This window comes from Streptomyces sp. TOM-9 (genome assembly GCF_056858595.1).
Genome location: NZ_JBXEQB010000001.1, coordinates 9,219,102 through 9,235,877, shown reverse-complemented (window position 1 = coordinate 9,235,877; position 16,776 = coordinate 9,219,102). Strand labels below are relative to the sequence as shown.

Annotated in this window: 11 protein-coding genes, 1 tRNA gene and 1 pseudogene; 10 read left to right on the top strand and 3 right to left on the bottom strand. The window is 68.6% G+C overall.

What is annotated here, in order from left to right; all coding sequences use genetic code 11:
- The first annotated feature begins 258 nt into the window (after positions 1-258).
- Positions 259-4,464: a carboxypeptidase regulatory-like domain-containing protein gene (locus AC1VWI_RS42265; protein ID WP_499516371.1), complete on the top strand. Its 4,206-nt coding sequence runs from the start codon at positions 259-261 to the stop codon at positions 4,462-4,464.
- 509 nt (positions 4,465-4,973) lie between these two features.
- Positions 4,974-5,048: transfer RNA gene (locus tag AC1VWI_RS42260), tRNA-Met, on the top strand.
- Between the two features lie 146 nt (positions 5,049-5,194).
- Here AC1VWI_RS42260 and AC1VWI_RS42255 read toward each other — a convergent pair.
- Genes AC1VWI_RS42255 through AC1VWI_RS42245 form a run of 3 tightly spaced genes read right to left on the bottom strand, consistent with a single transcriptional unit; the run spans position 5,195 to position 7,654 of the window.
- Positions 5,195-5,779 (bottom strand): carboxymuconolactone decarboxylase family protein, encoded by a 585-nt coding sequence (locus AC1VWI_RS42255; RefSeq protein ID WP_499516370.1) that lies wholly within the window; start codon positions 5,777-5,779, stop codon positions 5,195-5,197.
- Between the two features lie 45 nt (positions 5,780-5,824).
- The gene (locus AC1VWI_RS42250) at positions 5,825-6,688 is read right to left on the bottom strand and encodes an NAD(P)-dependent oxidoreductase (protein WP_499516369.1); all 864 of its coding nucleotides are present in this window, start codon (positions 6,686-6,688) and stop codon (positions 5,825-5,827) included.
- Between the two features lie 21 nt (positions 6,689-6,709).
- Positions 6,710-7,654, bottom strand: a complete 945-nt coding sequence (locus AC1VWI_RS42245) for an SDR family NAD(P)-dependent oxidoreductase (RefSeq protein ID WP_499516368.1) — start codon at positions 7,652-7,654, stop codon at positions 6,710-6,712.
- A gap of 232 nt (positions 7,655-7,886) precedes the next feature.
- Between AC1VWI_RS42245 and AC1VWI_RS42240 the strand changes: the two genes are divergently transcribed.
- From AC1VWI_RS42240 to AC1VWI_RS42205, 8 genes and pseudogenes are all read left to right on the top strand, one after another.
- A complete protein-coding gene (locus AC1VWI_RS42240; RefSeq protein WP_499516367.1) occupies positions 7,887-8,804 on the top strand; it encodes a methylenetetrahydrofolate reductase in 918 nt (305 codons plus the stop codon).
- A 62-nt stretch (positions 8,805-8,866) separates the two neighbouring features.
- The gene (locus AC1VWI_RS42235; protein ID WP_499516366.1) at positions 8,867-10,213 is read left to right on the top strand and encodes an aminomethyl transferase family protein; all 1,347 of its coding nucleotides are present in this window, start codon (positions 8,867-8,869) and stop codon (positions 10,211-10,213) included.
- Positions 10,214-10,271: 58 nt separating this feature from the next.
- Positions 10,272-11,129, top strand: a complete 858-nt coding sequence (purU, locus tag AC1VWI_RS42230) for a formyltetrahydrofolate deformylase (protein WP_499517049.1) — start codon at positions 10,272-10,274, stop codon at positions 11,127-11,129.
- A 40-nt stretch (positions 11,130-11,169) separates the two neighbouring features.
- Positions 11,170-11,673, top strand: a complete 504-nt coding sequence (locus tag AC1VWI_RS42225) for a VOC family protein (protein WP_499516365.1) — start codon at positions 11,170-11,172, stop codon at positions 11,671-11,673.
- Positions 11,674-12,469: 796 nt separating this feature from the next.
- A pseudogene (locus AC1VWI_RS42220) lies at positions 12,470-12,789 on the top strand (transposase); the annotation flags it as partial.
- A 305-nt stretch (positions 12,790-13,094) separates the two neighbouring features.
- Entirely contained in the window at positions 13,095-13,964 is an 870-nt protein-coding gene (locus tag AC1VWI_RS42215; RefSeq protein WP_499516364.1) for a cupin domain-containing protein, read from the top strand.
- Entirely contained in the window at positions 13,961-15,292 is a 1,332-nt protein-coding gene (locus AC1VWI_RS42210) for a M24 family metallopeptidase (RefSeq protein WP_499516363.1), read from the top strand. The genes AC1VWI_RS42215 and AC1VWI_RS42210 overlap by 4 nt, the downstream gene beginning before the upstream one ends.
- Positions 15,293-15,533: 241 nt before the next feature.
- Positions 15,534-16,523 carry an MBL fold metallo-hydrolase gene (locus AC1VWI_RS42205; RefSeq protein WP_499516362.1) on the top strand — a complete coding sequence of 330 codons (990 nt, stop codon included), beginning with the start codon at positions 15,534-15,536 and terminating at the stop codon, positions 16,521-16,523.
- Positions 16,524-16,776 lie beyond the last annotated feature (253 nt).

Here is a 16,776-nt window from a genome sequence, read left to right as displayed (position 1 = left end):
CATGATGCCGACCCCGCCACGCACTCTCCCCCATCCAGGCCCGCCGCGGGACCGGCATCCGCATGCGCGACGGCCGCCGCCGGCATCTCCCGGTCGCCCGCCCGACGCTGCGCACCGCCCTGGGGCCGCTCCGCCAAGATCCGCTCAACCAGCCACCCAGCCAGCAGAAACGATGTCTAATGGCCCCGCAGTGAATGGATTCATTCGCCACCGCCGACACAGCTGATGGCGCATCACCGTCCAGATGGGATCACTTACTTGCACATATCGAGAAAGCTCACGCGCTTCGGACGGCACAGACTCACCGCGGGCCTGACGGTACTGAGCCTGTCGCTGCTCACCCTGCTGGGGACGCAGGCATCGGCCGCCACACAGACGCCGACCGGGACGACACGCGAGGTCGCGGACACCGGCAGGGACAACGGGCTGTCCATGGAGCCCTCCTGCTCCACACCCGAAAAGAACGAGTTCGCGTGCTTCGCCCTGCGCCGCACGGACCTCGCCACCGCCAGGCGGTCGTCGGAACCGGCCGGGTACGGCCCCGGCGATCTGCGGAGCGCCTACGACCTCCCGTCCAACGGCGGCGCCGGCCAGACCGTCGCCGTGGTCGCCGCGTACGACGACCCCACCGCCGAGCAGGACTTAGCGGTGTACCGGCAGCAGTACGGACTGCCGGCCTGCACCACCGGCAACGGCTGCTTCCGCAAGGTCGACCAGCGCGGCGGCACCGACTACCCGCAGCCCGATCCCGAGTGGGCCGGGGAGATCTCGCTGGACCTGGACATGGTCTCTGCCGTGGCGCCGAACGCGCACATCCTGCTGGTCGAGGCCGACAGCGCCGACCGCGAGAACCTCGGCGCGGCCGTCGACCAGGCCGTCGAGCTCGGCGCCAAGTTCGTCTCCAACTCCTACGGCTCCTACTACGACAGTTACCCCGGTGGCGGTGAGGACCCCGCCGAGACCACCGACACGCACTACGACCACCCCGGTGTCGCCATCGTCGTCGCCTCGGGAGACCTGAACTACGGGGTCCCCTATCCCGCCGCCTCCCCCTACGTCACCTCGGTGGGCGGAACCTCCCTCGCCCGTGACCCGAGCAGTCCCCGCGGATGGTCGGAGTCGGTCTGGAGCAACGGGAACGACGGCACCGGCTCGGGCTGCTCCGCCTACCAGGCGAAACCGGCCTTCCAGAAGGACACCGGCTGCCCGCGGCGTACCGTCGCGGACGTCTCGGCCGTCGCCGACCCCGCCACCGGGGTGGCGGTCTACCAGACGTACGGGCAGACCGGCTGGCAGGTCTACGGAGGGACCAGCGCGGCCACGCCGATCATCGCCGGGGTCTACGCGGCGGCCGGAACGCCGGCGGCCGACAGCTACCCCAACTCCTACCCCTACTCCGCCGTCGGCGGCCTCAACGACGTGACCAGCGGGGCCAACGGCGAGTGCGACCCCGCCTACCTGTGCACCGCGGGGCAGGGATACGACGGACCGACCGGACTGGGCACGCCCCGGGGTCTCGGCGCGTTCCGCGGCGGGCCGCGTGGGGAGGTCTCCGGGACGGTCACCGACTCCGGGACCGGCAAGCCGGTTGCCGGGGCCGCGATTTCGGGCGGTGACGTCGTGGTGCACTCCGACGCCTCGGGGGCCTACACGCTCTCCCTGCCGGCCGGAACCTACGACATCGGCGTCGAGGCCTTCGGCTATGCGACCGTGTCCACACCGGACGTCACGATCGCCGACGGGGCCGCCCTGACGAGGGACTACGCACTCCACACGGTGCCCAGCCGCACGGTCACGGGGAAGGTCACCGACGGTTCCGGCCACGGCTGGCCGCTCTACGCCAAGATCGCCGTGGACGGCTCGCCCGCCGGCCCGGTGTGGACCAACCCCACGACCGGTGCGTACAGCGTCAAGCTCCCGCAGAACCGTGCGCACACCCTGCGGATCACGGCCTCCCTCCCCGGCTACGAGGAAGTCACCCGGCACCTCGCGGCAGGAACGGCGGCGCAGAAGCTCGACATCCCGGTACCCGCCGACGTCTGGTCGGCCGGCGCCCCCGCCTACGCGCCGAAGCTGACCGGCCCGACGCAGGAGTTCGCCTCGACGGACTCCGCGCCGGAGGGCTGGTCGGTGGTCAACGCCGAGGGGACGCAGGGTGGCTGGGCGTTCGACGACCCGGGATCGCGTTCCAACACCACCGGCGGCGACGGCGGTTTCGCGGTGGTCGACAGCGACCACTACGGCTACCCGGCCAACCAGGACTCCAGCCTGGTCAGTCCGCGGTTCGACTTCACCGACGTCGCGGTCCCCGAGCTGGCCTTCGACACCGACCTGATGCCCTTCTTCGGTCAGACCGCCGACCTCGACGCGAGCACCGACGACGGCCACACCTGGAAGAACATCCGGTCCCTCACCAACGACGCGGCCGGCCCGGCACACCTCGAGGTGCCCCTGGCCGGGTACGCGGGCGAGCCCTCGGTCCGGCTGCGGTTCCACTACGCCGCCTCCTACGCCCTGTGGTGGGCCGTGGACAACGTCTTCATCGGCGGCCGGGAACTCACCCCCACCCCGTCCGGCCTGATCACCGGAACCGTCACCGACGCCAACACGGGCACGGGGCTGGCATCCGCCACCGTCACCGACCGCGACGAGCCCAGCCTGAGCGCGATCACGGCGTCGACACCCGACGACCCGAACCTCGGCGACGGCTTCTTCACGCTGACCGCGCCGCCGGGCAAGCACGCCCTCACGGCATCGACGCCGCGCTACACCGAGCGGACCAAGACGGTCGCGGCTCGCGCCGACACCGCCGTCGCCTCGTCGTGGGAACTCGCGGCGGGTCAACTGTCCCTGACGACCGACCCGATCGAGGCGACCGCTGTCCTGGGCAAGAGCGCGACGCACAAACTGACCGTCGCCAACACCGGGGGCGCGCAGGCCACCTTGACCCTGGCGGAACGGGCGGGCTCCGGCGACGCCGACGAGGGCGCACCTCTCCACCGCGTCACCCAGCGTCTGCTCCCGTCCTCCGGCGCCGACGGGCACTCCGCGCAGATCGACGGCCGCACCACGCGGACGGCCGGACACGCGGCTGCCCCCGCCACGGCCGGACCCTCGGGTGACGCCTGGAAGCCCGTCGCCGACCTGCCCACGGCCATCATGGACAACGTCGTCGACACCTACGACGGCAAGGTCTACTCGGCCTACGGGTACGACGGGGAGGACGACACCGGCGACCTGTACCGCCTCGCCCCGGACACAGGAACCTGGACCCGGCTCACCTCGTCCCCGCACCCGCGCCGCGCTCCCGCGCACGGCTTCATCGACGGCAAGTTCTACGCCGCGGGCGGCTGGGGCAGCAGCACCGGCGGCATCGACCCGGGCCTGGACGTCTACGACCCGGTCCGCAACACCTGGACCAGCGGCGCGAAGGCGCCCAAGGCCTACGCCGGATCGGGCAGCACCGTCCTGGACGGCAAGCTGTACACGATCGGCGGTTGCGCGGCCACGAGCTGCGGCACGACCGACGCCTCCGTCTACGATCCCCGGGACGACCGCTGGTCCGAGATCGCCCCGTATCCGGAGCCCATCGCCTGGCAGTCCTGCGCCGCCATCGGAACCAGGATCTACTGCGCCGGCGGGGAGAGCGGAGGCGCCGCCGCCGTCTCCTCCGCGTACGTCTACAACCCCGCCACCGACAAGTGGTCGGCCCTGCCCGACATGCCGATCCCGCTGTGGGGGGCGGCGTACACCGCGGCCAACGGACTGCTGCTGATCTCCAGTGGAGTGACCGACGACAGTCAGCTGACGAACCAGGGCTTCGCCCTCGACCCCGCGACCGGCACGTGGAGCACCCTGCCCAACGCCAACACCAGCACGTTCAGAAGCGGCGGCGCGACGGGCTTCTACAAGGTCGGCGGCACCGTCGACGCGTACGAGCTCTCCCCCACCACCACCGTCGAGCTCCTGCCCGGCTACGACCAGACGGGACTGTCGGAGGTCACCTGGCTCGGCGAGTCCGCCAAGAAGATCACCCTGGCCCCCGGCCAGAAGACGGTGCTCACGCTCACCTTCGACACCGCGGAACTGGAGGTCGCGCAGCCCGGCGACTACGGCGCCCGGCTGGCCCTGTTCACCGACACCCCCTACGCGCTGCCCGACATCCCCGTGTCCCTGCACGTCGACCCGCCCAGGACCTGGGGCGCCATCAGCGGAACGATCCTCGGGGCGACCCCGGCAGGAGGCACGGCTCCCCTGGCGGGCGCGACCGTGCAGATCGACGGCTGGGCCGGCTCCTACACGCAGACGACGCGCGCGGACGGCACCTTCGGGCTGTGGCTCGACAGCCGTAACAACCCGCTGACCGTCATCGTCGCCAAGGACGGCTACCGGCCGACCGTGGCCACCGTGCGGCTCGAGAAGGGAGCCACCGTCACCCACGACGTCACGTTGAAACGGGTATAGCGGCCACGGCCTCCCCGGGGACCGCGGCGGCCGTACGCAGTCCCCTGTGGGCTGCGTACGGCCGCCGCCATGGTCCACCCGGACGATCCGTCCGGTCCCTTGGGCGCGCCGCGCCATCGCCCCGAGGGCGGTGGCGGGACGCTCGCCGTAGCCGCGACGGGTTCCTCCCGTCGACAGGCCGGGCGCCGTATCCCCGAGCACGGCGCCCGGCCACCGGTGCGGTCGGGCGGCGGGTGCATGGCTGCGGCCATGCGGGGCAGCCAACTAAGTACGGCCGCGCCGCGACCATCCCACCCCCCGGTCGCCGGCGCGGCCGCCGCACCAAGGAACAAGGTCAGGACTCGTGGGAGACGAGCCGTGCGCGCAGTGAGGTCGTCGGCCAGGTCGGTAGAGGGCCGGCGCAGACCCTGCTCCGGTATCCGCTGACGGACACCGGCAAAACGCCTCCCGGACTCGCCACGGTAAATGTCAGCCCCGCCCGCCCGGATGACGTATGGTGGACTCACCGACGCGGGGTGGAGCAGCTCGGTAGCTCGCTGGGCTCATAACCCAGAGGTCGCGTGGTTCAAATCCCGCCCCCGCTACGACATCCGGCCCCTGCCACATCACGTGGCAGGGGCCGGACTTGTGTGTGCCGGGGCCCCACGCGAGGCGGAGCGCGTCCCGTCACCAGCCCCCAGGCCGGTACCGCGGAACTGCCGCGGTACCGGCCCTGAGGTGATGCAGATGCTCAGACGGCGGCGTCCACCGCGGCCGGCGGCTTACCGAGATCGAGGTCGAAGTCCATCACCCGGTGGAACCGGGTAAGGGCGTTCCACAGGCCGACGGACATCACGAGTTCGACGAGCTCCCGCGGTGTGAACCCGTCCCGAACCTGCGACAGCAACTCAGGGTCGACGCCGGTCACACTGTCACCGCGCCCGGTCACCGGGATGTCGACCGTGAGAGCACGCGTGAACCGCAGGGCCAACCGCTCCCTGCTGCTCAACGATGCGAAGTCACCAGCGGCCACTCGCTCCAGGTCCGCCTCGCTCACGCCCTTGGCCAAAGCCGAGTAGCAGCGGTGACTCGTGGTGTACCGGCAGTGGTTGAGCAGCGAAACGTAGATCGCGGAGAGCTCCTTGATGCGCTGGTCCAGTGCGCCGGGACCACTGACCGCCCGGACGAACGGCAGGTACGTCGCAAACATGCCGGGGCTGTTGGCAATGGCGAGCCATGTGTTGAGCAGCGTGCCGAACGACTCCTCCCCTGCCTCGATCAGCGGCAGATCGGTCGGATCGATCTGCTCCTTGTTCACCAGGGGCACGAGTGCCATGGCAGGACCTCCTTGGGCCGGATGGTGGTGGTTTGCGTCCGCCGGTCAGTCATGCCGCAGCACTTCCACGATCGACGCCCAGTCGTGGTCGGCCTTGCCCCGGTCGATCGCGGCCTCGAAGGTCCGTCGCAGTGCGGGCATCGCGGGCAGCTCCAGCCCGACCGAGCCGGCGGCGGCCTCGGCCAGACCGAGATCCTTCGCACCCAAGGTGGTGCGGAAGCCCGCCGGCAGGTACGCGCGGTCCGCCATGAGCTTGCCGTATCCCTGGTACACCGGGCCCGGCAGCAGGGTCCCCGAGATCAGCTCGTGCAGGTCGTGCGTGTCGACCCCGTGGCGCTCCGCCAGCGTGAAGCCCTCGGCCATCGCCTCCAGCGCGTGGATGATCAGAAGGTTCATGGTGATCTTCACGACGTTCGCCTGCCACGGCTCGTCGCCCACCCGCCAGGTCCGTCGGCCGAGCACCGAGAACACCGGTTCCAGAAAATCGATCAACCGGCCATCCCCTGCGGCGAGGAGGTTCAGCTGCCCCGCCTCGGCGACCGACGGACGTCCCAGCACCGGGACCGCCACGTAGCCGACCCCGGCGGTCCGGTGCCTCTCGGCCATGGCCCGCCCGGCGTCCACCGAGATCGTGGACATCCCGACGTGGACGGCGTCCGGCCCGGCCTCGGACAGTACCCCGCCGTTGAAGACCGCGGCGACCGCGGCGTCGTCAGCCAACGCGGACAGCACCGGCCCGGCGGCGAACAGCTCGGCCACGGACTCGGCACGCTCGGCGCCGAGCGCGACAAGGTCATCGACGGCCTCGGGCGACCGGTTCCAGACCGTCACCCCGATGCCCTCCGCCAACAGGCGGCGGACCATGCCCTTACCCATGTTGCCCAGACCGGCGAAGGACACCTGTTTCATGCGAAGCTCCCTCACCGGCGGTCAAATGACGGACTTGCCGAGACCGCCGTCGACTTGGAGGACCTGTCCGGTCACATACGAAGCGAGGTCCGAGGCCAGGAACACGGCCGCGGCCGCGATCTCCTCCGGGCGTCCCCAGCGACCGAGGCGGATCCCGAGGCTGTCGACCATGCCGTCCCGGACCTGCTCGGCGGTGAGGTTCTTCGCCTTCGCGGTGGCCTCATGACGGTCGCGCCAGACCTGCGTAAGAGTCATACCCGGTGAGATGCCGTTCACCAGCACACCCTGTGAGGCCGCTTCGGCAGCCAGGTAGCTGGTCAAGGCGACGACGGCGGCGTTCACCGCCGCGGCGACACCGATGTTCGGGACGAGCACGTGCGCGGCCATGCCGGCGACGTTGATGATGCGTCCGGTGCCGCCCTTCTCGATGAACGGGAGGGCCGCGCGCGCAACCCGTAGATAGCCGACGGCCTTGGCGTTCAGGGCGTCGGCCATGGCGGCCTCTTCGGCGTCCGCCAACGGGCTGACGGCCAGGAGCGGAGCGGCGCAGTTGACGACGATGTCCAGTCGTCCCTGCCACTCGTGGACCTGACGCATCGCGTCCACCACGGCCTCGTCGTCATTGACATCCGCCACAACGGAGAGCACCGGGCTCCCACCACGCGCGGCGAGATGCTCCGTGGCCGTCTCCAGCTTCGCCTTGGTGCGACCCAGGACGGCCACTGCCGCACCTTGCGCGTGAAGTGCCTGGGCCGTCGCGAGACCCAGCCCGCTGCCGCCACCCGTGATGAGCGCCGTGCGTCCGTCCAGTCCGATCCCAAGTGTCATTTCCGTCTCTCCGTCCTCAAATTCCGTACTCAGCGCGAACAGCGCCGATCGCGATCGTCCATCAATGACGGCCGAGCGACAAGGACGATTAACGACGCAGACAATTCCTCCGGATGCGGTTAACGAGTGCCTAACCATCCGGGCCGTAGGATCTCGCCTCACAGTGATCTCCCATCACTGACAACTACGCGATCCCCCACCTATGGAGCCGGGCCGCGCTCCGTTCAGGAAAAAGCGATCTCCGGCGATGTACATCCGGCATGACGACACGTATGCCCACGGTCATGGCGCGGCGTTGGATCAGCCCCAGTCTCCTCGTCAACCGCGAGGGAAACCTCTCGTCCATCTGCCCATAGCTGACGGCGGGTTCGTGGAACGAGGCGCGGACCGATCGCGTCTGCCTGATCTGCTCCAGCTCAAGAAAGTGGAGAATGAAATGACCCATCCTACTGGCAGGGAAACGTCGGTCGACGACATCGTCCGAAATTCCAGTATCGAGATCATTCCCCTCAAGGGTGCGGAGGAGAAGGCGGCGGTCGTGCCGGCCGGCACAACCGTGACCATCACCTGCTCACCCAGGTTCGGGCTGTCGCGGACCCTCGACCACGTCGAGGCGGCATGCAGGTCGGGGCACCGGGTCGTGCCGCATCTGGCAGCCCGAATGGTCGAGGATCGCCGGGAACTACGCGAATTCATCCGCAGGATCACCGATCTCGGCGTCGACGACCTGTACGTGGTCGGCGGTGACGGGGAGCAACCCGCCGGCAGGTTCGGTGAGGCCGGGGAAATCCTCGAGGAACTCGGCGAGTTCGATCACACGCTGAAGCGGCTGGGGGTCGGCTGCTACCCCGAGGGTCATCCGAAGATAGCCGACGAAACACTGTTCGACGCCCTGGTGCGCAAGCAGCAGTACGCCGACTACATGGTCAGCCAGCTGTGCTTCGACGCCACCGCCATGATCCGCTGGTTGCGCGTCACTCGCGAGCGTGGCATCACCCTGCCGTTGCGCATCGGCGTCGCGGCCCCGCTGCAGACCAGGAAGCTGATCGAGCTCTCGATCAAGATCGGTGTCGGCCAGTCCGTGCGGTTCCTGTCCAAGCAGCACGGCCTGGTCGGCAACCTCCTGCTCGGACGGGCCTACGAGCCTATGGACCTGCTGCTCGCCCTCGGCAAGGAGATCTCCTTCGACGATCTCGGGATCGAAGGACTGCACCTGTTCTCGTTCAACCAGGTCGACATCGCACTCGACTGGCTCTCCCGCGCCGGCACTGCGGAGAAGGCCGGGTAGTTCCGCGACCTGATACCGACAAGAAACCCAACACCCGCGGACCGAAGATTGGGCGTGGCTTCATGAATCTCGACGAGAAGATCCAAAAGAACGGAAACATCGCGGACATGCTCCGCAATGCGCCGCAGGGACCCTATGTCTATCCCATGCGCGCCGAGTACACCAATTGGCGGGACGAACAGCGTGCGTGGAAGCAGACCGCCGTACTGTTCGACCAGTCGCACCACATGACGGACATCTATTTCAAGGGTCCGGACGCACTGCGGCTGATGTCCGATCTGGGTGTCAACGGATTCAAGAACTTCGGCAGGAACAAGGCGAAACAGCTCATCGTCTGCAACTACGACGGCTATTTCGTCGGTGACGCCATCCTGTTCGGCTTCGAGGACGACGAGTTCAGCCTCGTGGGCCGGCCGGTCGCTCCCAACTGGGCTGCCTTCCACGCGGAGAAGGGCAACTACCGGGTCACCGTGACCCGAGACGAGCGCTCCATCGCCAACGACGGAAGGCGGCTCACCTTCCGCTACCAGCTCAACGGGCCCGCCACCCACAAGATCGTCGAAAGGGCGGTGGGCGCCCCACTGCCTCGCATCAGGTTCTTCGCCATGGGCGAGTTCGAGATAGCCGGCGTTCCGGTGCGCGCGCTCAACCACACCATGGTCGGTGTCCCCGGGCTCGAGTTCACCGGACTCGAACTCGTCGGTCCGTCGGAACACTCCGAGCGGGTCAGAGAGGCCCTCCTCGAGGCAGGAGAGGACTTCGGGCTGCGAGAGGGCGGAGCACGGGCGTACCCGTCCACGGCCATCGAGTCCGGCTGGATACCCGCGCCGGTGCCGGCCATATACACCGGCGAGGCGATGAGGCCCTTCCGGGAGTGGCTGTCCGCGGATGGCTTCGAGGCGAACGCCTCCATCGGCGGAAGCTTCGTGTCGGACGACATCGAGGACTACTACGTCACCCCATGGGACCTGGGTTACGGACACGTCATCAGGTTCGACCACGAATTCATCGGCCGGGCGGCCCTGGAGCGGATGGCGACCCGGCCGCACCGCAGAAAGGTGTGGCTGCGCTGGAACGACCGGGACACCACCGAACTGATCTCCGACAGCCTGTTCGGCAGCGGGCCGCATGCGAAGTACCTGGAGATGCCGGTATCCAACTACGCCACCGGGTCCTACGACAAGGTGCTCGTCGGCGGACGGCTGGTGGGCATCTCCGCCAACGCCGGCTACACCGTCAACGTGGGCGGCTGGTCCTCGCTGGCCATGGTGGACGCCGGCGAGGCGATCGACGGCCGCGAGGTGACGATCGTCGTCGGCGAGGAGAACGGCGGATCGGCCAAGCCCACCGTCGAACGACACGTACAGCGCCACGTCCGCGCCACGCTCCGCACCCAGCCGCTGGTATGACGGCGTCCCACTGCAGCGTGCCCGGGCAATCCGACTCACGGTTGAGGACGTGATCCGTTTGAGCTCCACGCGCTATGTACTCACCCTGACCTGCTCCGATCGACCAGGGATCGTCTACCACGTCTCGAAGTTCCTGCTCCACAACGGATGCACCGTCGTGGAGAGCCAGCAGTTCACCGACCGGGCGGCAGACAAGTTCTTCATGCGGGTGGAGTTCGAGGCTGCGGACCCCCTTGCCACGGCGGACTCCTTGCGCGCGGGCTTCAGTTGGGTGACCGAGCAATTCTCCATGGAATGGCGTTTGCTGGGCACCGCCAGGAGACAACGAATCCTGATCATGGCCAGCAAGTTCGGGCACTGCCTGAACGACCTGCTGTTCCGGGCCTTCAACGGAGGAATGGACGTCGAGGTCGCGGCCGTCGTGTCCAACCACGCGGACCTGCGCTACCTCGCCGAGGCCTACGGCATCGCCTACCACCACATCCCGATCACCCCGGAAACCAAGGAGGCCGGCGAGAAGAACCTGGTCGACCTGGTCAACGACCTCGAGGTGGACCTCGTGGTGCTCGCCCGCTACATGCAGATCCTCTCCGCCGAACTGTGCAAGACGCTCGAAGGACGCGCCATCAACATCCACCACTCGATGCTCCCCAGCTTCAAGGGCGCCCGACCTTACTACCAGGCGCACGACAGAGGAGTGAAGATCGTGGGTGCCACCGCGCACTACGTGACCCCGGATCTTGACGAGGGGCCCATCATCGAGCAGGAAGTGGCGCGCGTCGACCACTCCATGACCGCCGCCGAGGTGACCACCCTCGGCCGCGACGTCGAATGCCTGGCGCTGTCCCGTGCGGTGCGCTGGCACACCGAGAACCGCGTGCTCCTCGACGGCAACAGAACCGTGGTCTTTCCCTGATCAGCGCCGCACCGGCCGACAGCAAGCTATGGAGGTTCCTTTGACGCCCATCCCCGGACTCACTCGTGTCGACCATTTCGGGATCACGGTTCCCGATCTGGATCAGGCACGGGAGTTCTTCGAAGAGGTGCTCGGATTCGAGTACCTGTACAGGCTCGGACCGCTGAGGGGCGAGGGCCACTGGATGAGCGAGCACCTGAATGTGCACGACGAGGCGGTGGCACCGCGTATCTACTTCTTCCGGATGGGCGGTCAGGCGATCCTGGAGGTCTTCGAGTACACGTCACCCGATCAAAGGCCGGAGCCGCCACGCAACAGTGACATCGGCGGCCACCACTTGGCGTTGTACGTGGACGACATGGATGCCGCCGTGGCTGACCTGCGACGGCGCGGACTGCGGGTACTGGGGGAGCCTACACAGAGCAGGGGTCCGCACGAGGGGCAGCGGTGGGTGTACTTCCTGGCGCCGTGGGGACTGCACTGCGAGCTGGTCTCCTACCCGCAGGGCAAGGCGTACTTCCGTAACCCGGGGGCCTTCATATGAGCCTGTCCCTCCACGTCCCTGGCGTGAACGGCAGGCGAGCCCCGCGGAGCGCGCCGGCTGACGCACCCTGACGCCGCCGCCCTCGCACGTGCAGCCCGGCCCCACCGCCCAAGTCGGTGGGGCCGGGCTCTTCGTGCGTACGCCTTCGTCAGTCCGCCCGGTGCCGCGAGCGTCGAAGAACCCGTGTCAGTCGACTCCATGGGAGTCGACCGTTCACCTGCAGCCCCTCATCGAGGCCCTGACCGGGCAGTTTGAGGACCACCACGCCCGGCTGCCGGGGGTGCTGCCAGGCACCGTGGCCATGTCACCGCACAGGTCCAAGGACTCGACCGACTTATCGCCTACGCGGCCTACACGCTGGAAAAGATCCCAACCCCGCACGACGGCCGAGGAGCAGAACCGTCCGCCGGTGGCGTGAACGCCCGCTCCGTGGCCGAGAAACCGGACGCCGTCCCCCGGGATCGGTCCGGCCACCGCGCAGATCATCCGGCATCGCCTCACGCTCTCCCCGACAGACGCCGTCCGGGACCGCACGCAGGCCGGCAACGAGCTCCGCTCCCACCTGCGCTACTTCCCCGGATTCCGCACCGCCTTCCAGCCCGGACGCGAGGGCCTGTGCTCGGAGACAGCCGGGCTCGTACTGGCCGCCGCCCCGAGCCCGGGACAGGCCGGCAAGCTCACCCGCACCCAGCTGTGCTCGATCTTGAAGAAGGCCGGCCGCCAACTCGGAATCGAGGCGGAGGCCGAGCGGCTCCGCCAGGCTCTCCGGACACCGCGATACGGCAGCTTCCGCAAGTCGAACCTGCCATGGGCCGCCCACCTCGCCTCCTACGCGGGCCTCGCCCCCACCACCAAGCAGTCCGGCACCTCGATCCACGGCGAACACGCACCCCGAGCCGGGAACCGGCGACTGAAACGCGCGATGTTCCTGTCCGCGTTCGCAGCCCCGCACGACCCCGCCTCCCGCGCCTTGGACGCCGCTGCAGAGCTCGGGGCAAGACCCACACCCAGGCCCGCCTCCGCCTCGCCCGCCACCGCATCAGAGCCCTCTTCGCCCTCCGCAACTGCACCTTCTACGAATCCAGAACCCCGCGTGCCGCTTGCCGAAGGACATAGAGGCACCCCCCGTTAATCTCGGCGAATTCGAAGTGGATCCACAGCATGAATGCCATCGGCTAAGGACGGCGTGGGGTCGCACGGCTCGGCCCTGCAACTGCGGTCACCGACCTCATCGTGGCCACGGCGTGCGTGACCGGCGGTGGCGGGAAGACCACGTCCGAAGCCTCGGCGCCGCGCGACCCGAGCCGCCCCGTCCCCTGAAGTTCATCACGTAACGACGGTGAGCCGCCGATTGCCAAGGATTAACGCCCTGTCGAGCACACTCGAGCCCGCCACATTCTGCCAACCGTGGAGGGAACCTCATGGCATACCACATCTCACGTGCCTCCGAACGCGAGTGGGTCGACGTCAAGGACGTGCCTGGACTGCGCCAGGCGCTGATGGTCGGCGAGATCCACGGATCTCACCACATGGAGATCTCCCTCTACGAGCTCGCACCCGGTGCGACGCTCGGATGGAACCGCTGCCCGTTCGAGGAGTCGTGGTTCGTGACGGCGGGCAACGGGCGCGCCGCGCTCGCCGGCCTGGAGTACGACCTCGGCGCCGGGGACTACGGCGTGGCCCCCGTCGGTCTCTCGCACTCGCTGTCGGCCGGCGACCAGGGCCTGAGCTGGTTCTCGGTGCGGGCACCGAAGCCGCCCACGTTCGACGGTGCGCGCAGCAGCATCTCGACCCGACCGCTTTCCGGCGAGCACCTGGGTCGGCCGTCGGAGACCGACCCCCGGCACCGCTACGTCGGCCACTTCAGTGAGTCGGACGTGGCGCCCCATGGCGACCTGGCCATGCCCGGGTACCACGGGCCCAACATCAAGAACATCAGCATCCGGATGATGGTGGACCAGTTGCTGGGGGCCCAGCACCACACCACCTTCATCGCCAGCATCGCGCCGCGCTCCGGCCCCGGGAAGGCCGCGAAGGTGCACTACCACCCCTTCGAGGAGATCTACTACTTCATCGGCGGCGGCATGCGCGGCTGGATCGACGGCAATGAGGAGGTCACCGAGACCGGCGACCTCGTGTGGGTCAGCACCGACGGCACCCACGGCTTCGTCAACGAGCGTGACGAGCCCGCCCGTTGGATCGAGGTGCAGTCGCCCGTCCCGCCGACGTCGGACGCCTTCTTCTTCCCGGACGACTGGCGCGCGCTGCCCGAGGACGGGGAGACGCGATGACATCTGCGGCCACCTCCACGTTCGGCCTGAACACCGTCGACTGGGAGCGGCGGGTCGACGTCGACGGGCTGCGCGACGACCGGCTGCGAAGGCTCCGGGAGCAGTTGGAGGCATCCGAACTGGGCGCCGTCCTCGCGTTCGACTTCGCCAACATCCGCTACATGACCGCCACCCACATCGGCACCTGGGCGGTCGACAAGTTGATCCGGTTCGCCCTCCTGGTACGAGGTGGCGAACCCATCGTGTGGGACTTCGGCTCGGCGGCGCGGCACCACCAGTTGTACGCGCCGTGGCTCGACCACCCGCTCGACGAGCGCAACCCGTCGGGCGCCCGGGCCGGCATCTCCACGCTGCGCGGCGCGTTCGACCCCGGTGCCGGTGTCGCGGCCGAGGTGGCCCGTAAGGTGCGCCACGAACTCGACCTCTACGGCTTGGCCGCAGAGCCCGTGGGCGTGGACGTCATCGAGATGCCCGTCCTGGCCGCGCTCCGGGACGCCGGCGTGACCGTGACCGACGGGCAGCAGGTGTTCCTGGAAGCCCGTCGGATCAAGACCGACACGGAGATCACGCTGCTGACGCAGGCGTGTGCCATGGTGGACGCCGCCTACGACTCGCTGTACAGCTTCCTGCGCCCGGGCGTACGCGAGAACGAGTGCGTCGGGTTGGTCAGCAAGACCCTGTACGACCTGGGATCCGAGCAGGTCGAGGGGGTGAACGCGATCTCCGGCGAGCGGTGTTCCCCGCACCCTCACGTCTACTCGGACCGCATCATCCGGCCCGGTGACCCCGCGTTCTTCGACATCCTGCACAGTCACATGGGGTACCGCACCTGCTACTACCGTACCTTCGCGGTCGGCAGCGCGTCTCCGGCGCAGCGCGACGCCTACACGCGGTGCCGCGAGTACATGGACCGGGCCATCGAACTCGTGAAGCCGGGTGCCACGACCGCGGACATCGTGTCCGTGTGGCCGACCGCTCAGGAGTTCGGCTTCCCGGACGAGGAGGCCGCGTTCGCCCTGCAGTACGGCCACGGCGTGGGACTGTCCATCTGGGAGAAGCCGATCTTCTCCCGCCTGGTCTCACTGGACCACCCGGAGGTCCTCGAGACGGGCATGGTGTTCGCTCTGGAGACCTACTGGCCGTCCGCCGACGGCCTGGGTGCTGCCCGCATCGAGGAGGAACTGGTCGTCACCCAGGACGGCTGTGAGGTGATCACCAAGTTCCCCGCGGAGGAGCTGCTGGTCGCCGGGCAGCGCTACTTCGCTGTCGGCGGCCCATTGTCCACACTCCGCGAACCCCAGTCGCACCGCAACCGCGCCCGCGACTGACCGGTCCGGCCCGGCGTCCTGACGCTTCCGGACACGTCCGCCATCCGGCCTCGCGTCGACCGGGTCACCGTACTCGCAAAGCTGCTGCCCAGGAGTGCCCGGCCAGCCCCGACACGGGCACCCCTGGGCAGTATCGCCCCGCCCCGCCTCCGGCACACGGCCCACGCAACATGACGTGCGCCCATGCACGGCCTGCGACTCCGTCAGGCCCCGTGATTCCTCCACCCGAAAGTGAGCAACGATGACGCAGACAGCCCGCGGAATCGACGTCCCCCTCGTCCCCCAGAACGCGCTCGGTCCCACGGTGCCACCTTCCGGCTACCTGGTCGAGGAGGTCGTCGACGGCGTCCACTGGGTTACCGACGGCGGCTACCAGTGCGCGTTCGTCGTGTGCGACGAGGAGGTGATCGCCATCGACGCGCCCCCCTCGCTCGGCGGCCTGGTCACCCGCGCGATCCGCGACGTGACCAGCAAGCCCATCACTCACGTGGTGTACACGCATTTCCACGGCGACCACATCGGGAGGGTCGACCAGTTTCCCGATGAGACCATCCGGATCGCGCAGCAGGAGACCCATGCGATGCTGCGGGCGGCCAACGACCCCCTGCGTCGGCTTCCGGACGTGACCTTCAAGGACTCGTACCGGATGGAGGTTGGTGGCCAGGTCCTGGAGATGCACTACAAGGGCAGCAACCACGCGCCGGGCAACAGCTTCGTCTATCTGCCCCGGCAGAAGCTCCTGATGCTGGTGGACGTGATCTACCCGGGGTGGGTGCCGTTCACCAACATCGCACAGTCCAAGAACATCCCCGGATTCATGGCGCACCATGATCACGCCCTCGCGTTCGACTTCGACACGATGATCACCGGGCACTTGACCCGACTCGGCACGCGCCAGGACGTCGAGACGCAGCGCGAGTACATGCACGACATTCACGACGCCGCCCGGCATGCGCTGGAACTCACCCCGGTCAAGCGCGCCCTCGCACGCGACACCGTCGGAACGGATCACATCTACGAGTACTTCAAGACCATGTACGAGGGAGCGGCCGCGGAGGCGGCCGGGCCGGTCATCGACAAATGGTCCGGCCGACTGGGCGGTGTGGAGACCCTCGGGGTGAACCACGTGCTGACGATGTATCACAGCCTGCGCCTGGACGGCAATGTCGAGCCCCACGTGGTGTTCTTCCCGCCCACTGACGGCAGCGCCGGCGCCGATCACGTGTGCTGAGGGAGAGCCGGCCGGCGTGAGCCCGGATCGGTAAGGGTCGATCCGGACGACGCGTGGGACGAGGAGTTGCTTGCCGTCCCGCCGGCGGCGACGGCGGCACGTGCGCTCGCGGGTACGCACCAAAGAGCCGTGCCCGCCGGTAACGGTCCCTCCAAACTGCCGGCACCACTCGCGCGCGAGTAGCGGCAAGCGCCTCCCGTGTCCGTTCGTCACGCGACTCTGGTGGTGAGCGCCCCCCGCTCATTGCGAGTGG

Bases quoted from the DNA above. Each gene is read 5' to 3' on its own strand.
- AC1VWI_RS42255 (WP_499516370.1), bottom strand. From the start codon at position 5,779: ATGGCACTCGTGCCCCTGGTGAACAAGGAGCAGATCGATCCGACCGAT.
- AC1VWI_RS42250 (WP_499516369.1), bottom strand. From the start codon at position 6,688: ATGAAACAGGTGTCCTTCGCCGGTCTGGGCAACATGGGTAAGGGCATG.
- AC1VWI_RS42245 (WP_499516368.1), bottom strand. From the start codon at position 7,654: ATGGTTAGGCACTCGTTAACCGCATCCGGAGGAATTGTCTGCGTCGTT.
- AC1VWI_RS42235 (WP_499516366.1), top strand. From the start codon at position 8,867: ATGAATCTCGACGAGAAGATCCAAAAGAACGGAAACATCGCGGACATG.
- AC1VWI_RS42215 (WP_499516364.1), top strand. From the start codon at position 13,095: ATGGCATACCACATCTCACGTGCCTCCGAACGCGAGTGGGTCGACGTC.
- AC1VWI_RS42210 (WP_499516363.1), top strand. From the start codon at position 13,961: ATGACATCTGCGGCCACCTCCACGTTCGGCCTGAACACCGTCGACTGG.
- AC1VWI_RS42205 (WP_499516362.1), top strand. From the start codon at position 15,534: ATGACGCAGACAGCCCGCGGAATCGACGTCCCCCTCGTCCCCCAGAAC.